An 11,967-nucleotide genomic window follows, 5' to 3' on the forward strand; every position below is an offset into this window, starting at 1 on the left:
CTTGGGTTCACAGCGGCATGGAGACTAGGCCGGTGCGTATCCGGTTGTGCGCGTTCTGCAGTCCCTGGGCCACGGCATCGGCGGCGCAGATTTCCTCGATCACGCGATAGGTGGGCAGCAGGCTGGCGAAGTCGGCCTCGAAGCGGCGGCGCTCGCGTATCGCCTGGAAAAAGTGGTGCAGCTCGCCGTGGTAGCCGCTGCGCTCGTAGCCGGAGTCCAGCGGCCCTGGCTGCCAGGCGCCGCGCCAGCGTTTGGCGGCGCCGGTAGCGCGGGTGGAGTGTTCCGGCTCGTGCAGCGTGATGTTCCACAGATTGTCCAGTTCCACCAGCGTGGAGCTGGAGCCGACCAGCTTCATGTCGAACTCGAAGTAGGGGAAGCTGGTGCCGGCCAGCAGGCTGGCGGTGGCGCCGGAGGAAAAGGCCATGTCTGCCTTGACGATCAGCGCGTCGCCGTGGCGCTGCACGCTGGATTGCGCGCGGCGCAGCTCGCCGTCGCCGAAGGTGATGGCCAGATCTATCGTGTGGATGGCCTGGGCCAGCAGGAAGGAGCGCAGCGTTGAGTCCAGCCCCCACAGCGGCGCGCGCGGCTTGTTGGCGTAGTGGTTGAGCTGGATGTGCAGCGTTTCGCCGAACTCCTCGGCCTGCGTCATTTCGCGCAATTGGCGCACCGGACGCGCGAACTTGAAATTCATGCCTACGCCGGTCGCCACCTGGCTGAGACGGGCGGCGTCGATCAATGTCTCCAGTTCCTCCAGCGTCGAGCAGGGCGGTTTTTCGACGAATACGTTGACTCCTTTCCCCATCGCCAGCAGCCCCATTTCGAAGTGCAGCTGGGGCGGCCCCGCCATCACGACCGCGTCCAGCGGGACGCGGTTCAGCAGCTCGGGCACGTTGTCCAGCACCGGAATGTCGGAAATGAAGCGATGGACGCGGCGCGCCCGTTCCAGATCGCTGTCGCAGGCGGCGACGATCCGGATGTCCTGCATCTGCAGCAGGGACGGCAGCAGGTTTTCCTGCATTTGCGCGCCGATGCCGACAAGGCCGACTCTGATCAAACTCATTGCGAATCTCCATGGCGGACGCCGCGTCTTGGACGCGGAGCGGCGCCTTGCTCGGGATGGATGAAAAAACTCAGCCCTGCGCAGGGTAAGCGCATGGCCGATTCATGCCCCAAAAAGGAAAAGACACGGCAGTTAGCGAGTTATTGTCGTGGGCATCGGATTCGCGGGACGCGACGCCCGGTGCGGGCGGGTAGGCTCTGGCGGCTTTGAGGAGACGGTTCGGGACCAGTTATGCGGCGAGTATGTGCCGCGCCGCACAACGGAGGGCGGAATACTGATAGAAAAGACAGGTCTGTTTGGGGTAGAACGGTCAGGGGGGAATGGTCTTGGCGGCGGAGGATGCTGTCCGGACGGGGCTCGCGCGGTGTGGCCACGCGCGCCACACGCAAAAAAACCGCCGGCCAAACCGGCGGTTCTCGGAGGGCGCTGCGCGGAGGATCAGGCTGCGTCGTCCACCCAGCGGATGGCCTGGGTCGGCACGACCTTGCTTTCCACCTTGATCTGCAGCGCGAGGCCGCCGCAGGAGGTTTCGCGGTACTTGGCGTCCATGTCCTTGCCGGTTTCGTACATGGCGGCGATCACCTTGTCCAGCGACACCTTGGGGCTGCTGACGCGGTGCATGGCCATGCGGGCGGCGTTGATGGCCTTGACCGCGGCGATGGCGTTGCGCTCGATGCATGGAATTTGCACCTGGCCGGCCACCGGGTCGCAAGTCAGGCCCAGGTTGTGCTCCATGGCGATTTCAGCGGCCATGCACACTTGCGACGGGCTGCCGCCCATCAACTCGGTCAAACCGGCCGCGGCCATGGAACAGGCCACGCCCACTTCGCCCTGGCAGCCCACTTCGGCGCCGGAGATGGACGCGTTCAGCTTGAACAGGCAGCCGATGGCGCCGGAGGACAGGAAGAAGCGCAGGCAGCTGTCGTCGTCCAGCGGCTGGATGAAGTGGTTGTAATAGGCCAGCACCGCCGGCACGATGCCGCAGGCGCCGTTGGTCGGGGCGGTGACCACGCGGCCGCCGGCCGCGTTTTCCTCGGACATGGCCATCGCGTACATATTGACCCAGTCCATCACGCTCATCGGGTCTTTGGCCACGGTCAGCGAGCTGGTCAGCATCCGGTGCAGCGCCGGGGCGCGGCGCGGAATGCGCATCGGGCCGGGCAGATTGCCCTCGGTGCGCATGCCGCGCTCGATGCTGCTCTTCATCACTTCCCACACGCGGCGGAAGTGCGCTTGCACCTCGCCCGCTTCGTGGAAGGCCTTTTCGTTTTCCATCACCAGCGCGGCGATGGACAGGCCGGTTTCTTCGCACATGTCCATCAATTGCTGGGCGGTGACGAAGTGGTACGGCACCGGGGTGTCGCTGCAGCTCGATTGGTTGAAGTGCTCCTCGTCGACGATGAAGCCGCCGCCGATCGAGTAGTAAGTCTTGGTCAGCACTTTTTCATCGCCGATGTAGGCGTGGATCTGCATGCCGTTTTCGTGCAGCGGCAGATTGGCGGTGTGGAAGTCCATGCCGAAAGCCACGCGCTGGTGGGTGCGGCCCAGCGTCAGCTGGCTGGTTTTTTCCACATCGGCCATCAGGTTGGCGGTGGCGTCCGGGTCCACGGTGTCCGGCAGGTTGCCGGCCAGGCCCAGGATGATGGCCTGGTCGGTGCAGTGGCCCTTGCCGGTCAAGGCCAGGGAGCCGAAGCAGTCCACATGGACGCGGTCGACTTGGTTGAATTTGCCGGTTTCCTTGAGCGCGCCAAGGAACTGGTGGCCAGCCTTCATCGGGCCGACGGTGTGGGAACTGGAGGGGCCTACGCCGATTTTGTAGATGTCGCTCATGCTGAACATGATGCTACCTCTTTGAAGCTAGTGCGGAAGGAGAACAGGCCGGCGGCTGCGAGCGCGCGATTGGGAGAGGTCTGGGAGGGCCCGGTTTTGCCGGGCCGCTCTGTTTCAGCGCTGGAATCCGCGGTCTGAGGACAGAGTCCCAATCCCCCTGCCCGGCAAGGGCGGGGGGCCTGTTGGCTTACGATCAGGCGATCAGATCGTAGAAGATGGCGGAGATGGCGATCAGGCCGATCAGCGTCACGAAGATGTTGCTGGCGGCGCCGGAGTACTTCTTCATCGCCGGCACTTTCTGGATGGCGTACATCGGCATCAGGAACAGCAGCATCGCGATCACCGGGCCGCCCAGGGTTTCAATCATACCCAGGATGGACGGGTTGATGGTGGCGATGATCCAGCAGGTCACGATCATGAAGATGGCGGTGTAGCGGTCCAGCTTGGAAGACTCAATGGTCTTGCCGTTCTGGCGCAGCTGCTTGATCACCAGGCCGTTGAAGCCTTCCTTGGCGCCCAGGTAGTGGCCCAGGAAAGACTTGCTGATGGCAACCATGGCGATGATCGGGGCAACCCATTCCATCACCGGGTTTTGGAAGTGGTTGGCCAGGTAGGACAGGATGGAAATGTTCTGGGCCTTGGCGGCGGCCAGGTCGGCCGGGCTCAGGCTGAACACGCAGCTGAACACGAAGAACATCACGGTCAGCACCATCATGGTGTGGGCGCGGATCAGCACGCGGCTGGATGCCGGCTCGGCGTCGTCGCCGTGCAGCTTGCGCTGGTCAACGGAGAAGGACGAGATGATGGGCGAGTGGTTGAAGGAGAACACCATCACCGGGATGGCCAGCCAGAGCGTCTTGTAGAAGGCGCCGCTGGACAGGGCGTCGCCCAGGCTGCCGGCGTGGCGGATGGCGGTGTCGCTCCATTGCGGGATCAGGTACAGCGCCAGCAGCATCAGCACCACCACGAACGGGTAAACCAGGATGCTCATCGCCTTGACGATCATCTGGCCGCCCAGGCGCACGATGGACATCAGGCCCAGGATCAGCGCCAGCGAGAACACGGCGCGGGTGGCGATGCCGGTGCCCACGTCGATGTGCAGCTGGTTGTTGAGGAAGGACAGCACCGTGTTGGTGATGGCCACGCTGTACATCAACAGAATCGGGTAGATCGCGAAGAAGTAGAGCAGGGTGATGATCTTGCCGGCGCCGAGGCCGAAGTGTTCTTCCACCACTTCGGTGATGTCCGCGCCTTCCTTGCTGCCGGACAACACGAAGCGGGTCAGGCCGCGGTGGGCGAAGAAGGTCAGCGGCAGGGCCAGGATGGCCATCAGCATCAGAGGCCACAGGCCGCCGATGCCGGCGTTGATCGGAAGGAACAGGACGCCGGCGCCGATGGCGGTGCCATAGAGGCCGAGCATCCAGGTGGTGTCGTGCTTGGTCCATCCGGACGAGCCGGAACGGGGAGCGGTAGAGGCGATTGCTTGAGACATGATGAGGTGCCTTTTACAAAACGAAATATTCGCAATTACTTGGGTCCGATGCCCTGCGTCGTTGTCAGTGGATTCAGGCCATCGGGAGAAAGCTGTTCTGGCCGGCGCGTTCCCGAGCGGTGGTAGCGTTGCCGGCTGACTTGCTGCTCATCGTAAGTGCTTTGTAGTCGGAAAGGTACACATTTAAGAACATCAGTTGATTCTAATCAAGATAAATTTGTCACCAAATGAACAAATGAACACGATAAAATGGCGGAAATCGAAAACATTAAGTTATTTGTTTGTCTTTTTATTGAAATAAAATTGCTTGATATTAAAATCAGTGAATCTTTAAACCTGTATAGTTTTAAAATTCAAAATTTATTCTAATTTTTCAAATTTCTCATCGTTTGCAATTTATAGCTGGCATCTTTCTCGAGTTGGAGTAATTGCTCGACAACAATTGTGCGCGATTCTCGATCGCCGCGGCCGCTGTGAGAGTGCTCAAATCGTCAGCTTCTCACTGCGCGAATTTCTGATTGATGGTTGGCTGTTTGGGTTTGTTTTGATGTAACGTATTGATATTTAATATGTTTTTACTGTCTTCGGCTCGGGGCCGCATAGGTGGCGTAGCGGGTGTCATTGCCGGTTCGCTTGTGGTTATAATTGTTCGAAATAGCATGGTCTACATGCGATAGACGTGCAAAATATTTTCGAAACTGAAAATTAATTATCAAAAATGAACATTCAAATTTTCGATTTAAGTGACTGCGCTGACGGTGGCCGCGAAAAACCAAGGCCTGGCGCGACAAGCGCGCCTTTCGGTTGGCTTGAGCGGGAGCGCTTGGCAGGGAGGTGGCAGGTTTTGGCTTTGTGAATGGCTTTCAAGATCAAAGCATTGGGCGATCTCGCCGCTGGTGGTCGATGCTGGGGCGGAGGCTTGGACTGGCGGGGCCGGCATGGCGGGCGGGCTGGTTCGCGATGGGATATTGTATTGATTGTTATCAAACACAAATTTCCTAAAACGAACATAAAATTTTCGTGAAGTCGCACCGGATGCGAAGCGCAAGCCTCGAACCGAACCGCGCCAGCTTACCCACTATTGAAGAGACAACACGAAATGAGCCACTCCTCTACTCTCGCCTACGTGGTCGACGAGGCCGCCAGCAAACAGAAGGTGCTGCTGTCCGAGCCCGGCCGCTACCTGCTCAGCGCGGCCATGGCCGGCGCGCTGATCGCCGTCGTCCTCGCCGTCAGCCTGAAGCTGGGCCAGGTATTCTTCGCCGCCGGGGATTCCGGCTATTACATCGCCACCTCCGGTTTCTTCGGCGTGGCGCTGGTCAGCATCATCGTCTGCAAGGTGGAGCTGTTCACCAGCAACGTGATGTATTTCACCGTCGGCCGCCTCAGCGGCCAGTGCCGAACCTGCAACCTGCTGCGCAGCTGGACGATGGTGTATGTCGGCAACCTGATCGGCGTGTTGCTGTTCGTCGCGGTGCTGGCCGGCGCCGGCGGCATGGGGGCTTTGCCGGCCGGCCACCTGTTGTTCAACGTGGTGGAGCACAAGGTGCACGCGTCGTCGATGGAGATCTTCTGGAAGGGCGTGCTGTGCAACTGGGTGATCTGCCTGGCGGTGTGGGTGCCGATGCGCCTGGCCAACGAGGCTGCCCGCTTGTTGATCATCATGTTGCTGGTGTTCGTGTTCTTTTTCTCCGGCTTCGAGCACAGCATCGCCAACATGGCATTTTTCGCGCTGGCCAAGCTGCAGGGCATGGCCGGGCTGGAGTGGGCGGATATCCTGCATAATATGGTGCCGGCCACGCTGGGCAATATCGTAGGCGGCGCCGTGGGCGTGGGCCTGGTGGTGTTCTGCCTGGAACGACACACGCTGGCCAAGGTCTGACTGTCAGGCGAACGCGCCGCGCGTTCGCTTTTCATCTGATTCAATGATGTTCGATTGTGAATGTAGTCGGCGCGGTACACGCGGTACGGCGCCGATTTTGTTGTAAACTATTGAAATGACAGGGCTGTTGAACGCATTCGGTTTTGTGCGGCGCACGATGGAAAGTGGCGGCAAGCCAGTCTCCAGTTGATGAATATCAAACAAGATTTTCGAATCCGAATGTACCATTTGTTCAATATCCAACACTTACTGGACTGAGCCAAGAAGGAGGCCCCAGATGGACGCCATCACTCAAAACGCTACCCAAGCCAACCCCTGGCGTGATTTCGCCGCCGGCGAATGGCAGAGCAAAGTCGATGTCCGCAACTTCATTCAGCTGAACTATCAGCCGTACGAAGGCGACGACAGCTTCCTGGCTGGCGCCACCGATCGCACCAAGAAGCTGTGGGACACTCTGGGCGAACTGCTGAAGCAGGAACGCGCCAAGGGCGTGCTGGACGTTTCCGCCGACCGCGGCTCCTCCATCACCGCGCACGACGCAGGCTACATCGACCAGGCCAATGAAGTGATCGTCGGCCTGCAGACCGACGCGCCGCTGAAGCGCGCCATCATGCCGAACGGCGGCCTGCGCATGGTCGAAAACGGTCTGGAAGCCTTCGGCTTCAAGCTGGACCCGATGATCAAGGAAGTGTGGGAAAAGTATCGCAAGAGCCATAACCAGGGCGTGTTCGATGTCTACACCCCGGAAATCATGGCTTGCCGCAAGTCCGGCGTGATCACCGGCCTGCCTGACGCCTACGGCCGCGGCCGCATCATCGGCGACTACCGCCGCGTGGCCCTGTACGGCACCGACTTCCTGCGCGCCGAGCGCCAGCAAGTGTTCCATGAACTGGACAATGTCGCCTTCACCGACGAAGTGATGCGTCAGCGCGAAGAGCTGTCCGAACAATTCCGCGCGCTGGACGAGCTGAAGCAGATGGCAGCCAAGTACGGCTACGACATCAGCCGCCCGGCCGCCAACGCCCGCGAAGCGGTGCAATGGGTGTACTTCGCCTACCTGGCCGCCGTGAAGGAACAAAACGGCGCCGCCATGTCCTTCGGCCGCGTGTCCACCTTCCTGGACGTGTACATCGAGCGCGACATCGCCGCCGGCGAGCTGAGCGAAGAGCAAGCCCAGGAAATGATCGACGATCTGGTGATCAAGCTGCGCATCGTCCGCTTCCTGCGCACTCCGGAATACGATCAACTGTTCTCCGGCGATCCGACCTGGGTGACCGAATCCATCGGCGGCATGGGCCAAGATGGCCGCACTCTGGTGACCAAGAACAGCTTCCGTTTCCTGAACACCCTGTACAACCTGGGCCCGGCGCCGGAACCGAACCTGACCGTGCTGTGGTCCACCCGCTTCCCGCAAGGCTTCAAGAACTTCTGCGCCAAGGTGTCCATCGACACCAGCGCCATCCAGTACGAAAACGACGATCTGATGCTGCCTTACTGGGGCGACGACTACGGCATCGCCTGCTGCGTGTCGGCGATGAAGATCGGCAAGCAGATGCAGTTCTTCGGCGCCCGCGCCAACCTGGCCAAGGCCATGCTGTACGCGATCAACGGCGGCCGCGACGAGAAATCCGGCGCGCTGGTGGCCAAGGGCTTCGAGCCGATCACCGGCGACGTGCTGACCTACGAAGAGCTGATGCCCAAGTTCGAGAAGATGATGGACTGGCTGGCCGCCACCTACGTCAAGGCGCTGAACTGCATCCACTACATGCACGACAAGTACGCCTACGAACGCATCGAAATGGCGCTGCACGACCGCGACATCGTCCGCACCATGGCTTGCGGCATCGCCGGCCTGTCCGTGGCCGCCGACTCGCTGTCCGCAGTCAAGTTCGCCAAGGTCCACATCATCCGCAATGAAGATGGCCTGGCGGTCGACTACAAGATCGAAGGCGACTACCCGGCTTACGGCAACAACGACGACCGCGTGGACGACATCGCCGTGTGGCTGACCCAGTCCTTCATGGACAAGATCAAGGCCCAGCCGTACTTCTACCGCGATTCCAAGCCGACCCAGTCGGTGCTGACCATCACTTCCAACGTGGTGTACGGCAAGAAGACCGGCAACACCCCGGACGGCCGCCGCGCCGGCGAACCGTTCTCCCCGGGCGCCAACCCGATGAACGGCCGCGACGTGAAGGGCTTTGTCGCCGCGGGCGCCTCGGTGGCCAAGCTGCCGTACGACTCGGCTCTGGACGGCATCAGCTGGACCGCTTCCGCCACGCCTGACGCGCTGGGCCACACCGCGGAAGAGCGCATCCTGAACCTGGCCAACTGCCTGGATGGCTTCTGCTCCGCGCACCCCACCGAGTTCAGCAGCGCCAACTGCACGCCGTTCGATTGCGAAGGCGGCGAGCGCAACATCGCCGGCGGCGGCTTCCACGTCAACGTCAACGTGTTCAAGCGCGAAACCCTGCTCGACGCGATGGAGCATCCGGAACTGTACCCGCAGCTGACCATCCGCGTGTCGGGCTACGCCGTGAACTTCATCAAGCTGACCCGCGAGCAGCAGATGGACGTGATCAACCGCACCTTCCACGGCAAGATGTAAGCTGAATTAGCCTCAAGCAGCAATGGGCGGGGCTTCCTCCTGGAACGCCCCGCCTTTTTCATGGATACACCGGAGATACGGCAATGACCCCACCCATCGCCGCAGACTACACCGCTCAAGCTGTCAGCACCGACACCCTAGGCTATTTGCATTCCACCGAAAGCGGCGCTGGCGTCGACGGCCCCGGCATGCGTTTCGTGTTCTTCACCTCGGGCTGTCAATTCCGCTGCCTGTACTGTCACAACCCCGACACCTGGAAGCTGCACAACGGCCGCCAGGTGACGGTGGAGCAGGCGCTGTCCGAAGTGGCGCCCTACGCGCGGTTTCTCAAGTTCGCCGGCGGCGTCACCATTTCCGGCGGCGAGCCGCTGATGCAGCACGAGTTTGTCGGCGAGCTGTTCCATGCGATCAAGCAGCGCTTCGGCCTGCATACCGCGCTGGACACCCAGGGTTTCCTGCACGAGCGGGTGTCCGACGAGTGGTTCGGCGACGTGGACCTGGTGATGCTGGACATCAAGCATTCCGACCCCGACAAATACCAGGCGTTGACTGGCCAGCCGCTGCAGCCGACGCTGGACTTCGCCCAGCGCCTGAAGCGGCTGGGCAAGAAAATGTGGATACGCTACGTGTTGGTGCCGGGGCTGACCGATGGCGACGCCGACATCGAGCGCCTGGCCGATTTCATCGCCGGGCTGGGCGATGTAGTGGAGCGGGTAGAAGTGCTGCCTTTCCACCAGTTGGGCAAGGACAAATGGGCGCAGCTGGGCATGGCGTACCAACTGGACGACACGCCTATTCCCACCGCCGAGCAGGCCGCGCATGCGCGCGAGCTGTTCGCCAGCCGGGGCATGAAAGTCACTTGAGCGCCTCTCCGTTCTCCCAAGCCGCCGCCGCGTTTCGCGCCGGCGGTTTTTTCATGCGCGCGGGCGTTTTAGGGGCGGGGTTGATCGGGAATGGGAAAAAGAAAGGAACGAAATGAGCAGCATCCTGGAAATCTGCGCCGGCTCGCTGGCGTCCTGTCTCGCCGCGCAAGCCGGCGGCGCCGACCGGGTGGAGCTGTGCGACAACCTGGGGGAGGGCGGCACCACGCCGTCCTATGGCGTGTTGGCGACGGCGCGCGACAAGATGGAGATCAAGCTGCACGCCATCATTCGCCCGCGCGGAGGCGACTTCCTGTACACGGAACTGGAGTTCGAGGCGATGGCGCATGATGTCGAAGCGTGTCGCCGCCTGGGGCTGGATGGCGTGGTGCTGGGCCTGCTGACCGCCGATGGCGACGTGGACCTGGCGCGGACGCGCCGGCTGGTGGCGCTGGCCGGACCGATGGCGGTGACTTTCCACCGCGCGTTCGACATGGCGCGCGAGCCGGCGCAGGCGCTGGAGGACGTGATCGCAGCCGGCTGCGTCCGGTTGCTGAGCTCCGGCCAGGCGGCGACGGCGCCGCAGGGGGCCGCTTTGTTGGCAGCGCTGCGCGGGCAAGCGGGTGAGCGCCTGGCGGTGATGCCTGGGGCGGGCGTGCGGGCGGAGAACATCGCCGAGCTGGCCGCCGTGAGCGGCTGCCGCGAATTCCACGCCTCGGCGCGCGGCGCGGCGGCGAGCGCGATGCGCTACCGGCGCGATGGCGTCAGCATGGGAGCGGCCGGCGATGAATTCGCGCGCGAGGAAACGCTGGCGGCCAAGGTGAGGGCATTGCGCGCCGCGCTCGATGGGGTCTGAGCGCGGGTCAGGCGGAGGCCGAGTCGGCGCCGTCGGCCATCCAGCGCAGGCGCTGCCGCAGCTCGCTGGCCGGCGCCGGCATCGCCAGGTAATAGCCTTGCAGCAGCAGGTCTGGATAGTGTTTGCGCAGGTAGGTGAAATCGTCCGGGTTCTGTACGCCTTCCGCCACCATGCGCAGTCCCAGCTGGCGGCCCATGTCAACCGTGGCCTTCAGGATGCTCCAGCTGCGGCGGTCGCGGTGGATGTCGTGAATCAAGGTGCGGTCCAGCTTCAATTCGGTCAGCGGCAGATCTCGCACGTGCTCCAGCGTGGTGTGGCCTGTGCCGTAGTCGTCCAGCGACAGCTCGAAGCCGCGCATGCGCATGCGCAGCAGCGAGGCCAGCGTGTTGCCCAGGTTGTTGAAGGCCAGCGTCTCGGTGATTTCCAGCACGATGCGAGAGGGCTCGATGCGGCGCGTCTCCATTTCCTGCAGCAGCCAGTCGAAGAAATCGCCGTCGTGCAGCAGACTGCGCGACAGGTTCAGCGAGACCCGCAAGCCGCGGGTCCAGGGCTGGCGGTCCAGCAAGTCCAGCGAGGTCTGCACCATGCGGCGCGTCAGCAGCATGATGGCGTCGTCATGCTCCAGTCTGCCAATGAAGAACTGGGGCCCCAGCAGGCCGTGAGCCGGGTGCTGCCAGCGCGCCAGCGCCTCCAGTTGCACAGCCTGGCGGCTGTACTGGTCGAAGATGGGCTGGTAGTAGGCGCAAAACTGGTTGTGGGCGAGACCGGACATGATGTCGGCCAGCGTGATGTGGATTTCCGGCCCTGTGCCGCCGGTTTGGCGCTCCAGCATCAGACGCAACTGGGCCAGCAGTTCATTCGGGTCCACCGGTTTGGCGCAGTGGCCGACATGGGAAAATCCCAACTCTTCCGCCGCCCGGGTGCAGCCGGACAGTAGCTCGGGCACATCGCCGCTGAGAAACATCAGCGCCGGCAGCGTCACTAGCCGGGACATCGCCTGCACCAGCGCGATGCCATCCATGCCGGGCATGTTGACGTCGGTGATCACCAGATCCAGCTGGGTGATCTGTTGCGCCAGTTGCAAGGCCCAGCGGCCATCCGAGGCTTCATGAACCTCAACGCCGGGAAGGCGGCGGCATAGCTTGGCCAGCAGTTGGCGCTGGCTAGGGCTATCCTCTGCGATCAGGATATGGTGAGGCATCGCGGCTCCATCCGGTTGGGACCTGCCGACGAGGCGCGAGCCTCCGCGTCGGCCTGCTCTGGCCCAGGCGCTGCTTTCGCCTGGCTTGCCGGCGGGAAAATCGCGTTTGGCGGCAAGCGTCTGTTTTTATTTATAAGACGTTTAGCAGGTTTCTCGCGATCTTTTTATTCAAACGTTA

The 11,967-nt window shown here is 62.2% G+C and carries 8 protein-coding genes; 4 read left to right on the top strand and 4 right to left on the bottom strand.

From position 1 onward, the window contains the following. Window positions 1–7: 7 nt before the first annotated feature. The 3 genes from DK842_RS14610 to DK842_RS14620 all read right to left on the bottom strand — a co-directional run bounded on the left by DK842_RS14610 (window position 8) and on the right by DK842_RS14620 (window position 4,382). Window positions 8–1,060: a Gfo/Idh/MocA family protein gene (locus DK842_RS14610; protein WP_114062095.1), complete on the bottom strand. Its 1,053-nt coding sequence runs from the start codon at window positions 1,058–1,060 to the stop codon at window positions 8–10. A gap of 438 nt (window positions 1,061–1,498) precedes the next feature. After that, the gene (locus tag DK842_RS14615; protein ID WP_114062096.1) at window positions 1,499–2,899 is read right to left on the bottom strand and encodes an L-serine ammonia-lyase; all 1,401 of its coding nucleotides are present in this window, start codon (window positions 2,897–2,899) and stop codon (window positions 1,499–1,501) included. 184 nt (window positions 2,900–3,083) lie between these two features. Next, entirely contained in the window at window positions 3,084–4,382 is a 1,299-nt protein-coding gene (locus DK842_RS14620; RefSeq protein ID WP_114062097.1) for an HAAAP family serine/threonine permease, read from the bottom strand. A 1,099-nt stretch (window positions 4,383–5,481) separates the two neighbouring features. On the opposite strand from DK842_RS14620, the gene DK842_RS14625 reads away from it, so the two are divergent. The 4 genes from DK842_RS14625 to DK842_RS14640 all read left to right on the top strand — a co-directional run bounded on the left by DK842_RS14625 (window position 5,482) and on the right by DK842_RS14640 (window position 10,588). Beyond that, the gene (locus tag DK842_RS14625) at window positions 5,482–6,264 is read left to right on the top strand and encodes a formate transporter FocA (protein ID WP_114062098.1); all 783 of its coding nucleotides are present in this window, start codon (window positions 5,482–5,484) and stop codon (window positions 6,262–6,264) included. 277 nt (window positions 6,265–6,541) lie between these two features. Further along, entirely contained in the window at window positions 6,542–8,872 is a 2,331-nt protein-coding gene (gene pflB, locus DK842_RS14630) for a formate C-acetyltransferase (protein WP_114062099.1), read from the top strand. Window positions 8,873–8,955: 83 nt separating this feature from the next. Beyond that, on the top strand, window positions 8,956–9,735 hold the full coding sequence (gene pflA / locus DK842_RS14635) for a pyruvate formate-lyase-activating protein (RefSeq protein ID WP_114062100.1): 780 nt from the start codon (window positions 8,956–8,958) through the stop codon (window positions 9,733–9,735). Between the two features lie 112 nt (window positions 9,736–9,847). After that, on the top strand, window positions 9,848–10,588 hold the full coding sequence (locus DK842_RS14640; RefSeq protein ID WP_114062101.1) for a copper homeostasis protein CutC: 741 nt from the start codon (window positions 9,848–9,850) through the stop codon (window positions 10,586–10,588). Window positions 10,589–10,595: 7 nt separating this feature from the next. Here the strand turns inward: DK842_RS14640 and DK842_RS14645 are convergent, their stop codons facing one another. Further along, window positions 10,596–11,789 carry an EAL domain-containing response regulator gene (locus DK842_RS14645; RefSeq protein ID WP_114062102.1) on the bottom strand — a complete coding sequence of 398 codons (1,194 nt, stop codon included), beginning with the start codon at window positions 11,787–11,789 and terminating at the stop codon, window positions 10,596–10,598. Between the last annotated feature and the right edge of the window lie 178 nt (window positions 11,790–11,967).

Origin of the sequence: Chromobacterium phragmitis (genome assembly GCF_003325475.1) — a bacterium.
Lineage (GTDB): Bacteria > Pseudomonadota > Gammaproteobacteria > Burkholderiales > Chromobacteriaceae > Chromobacterium > Chromobacterium phragmitis.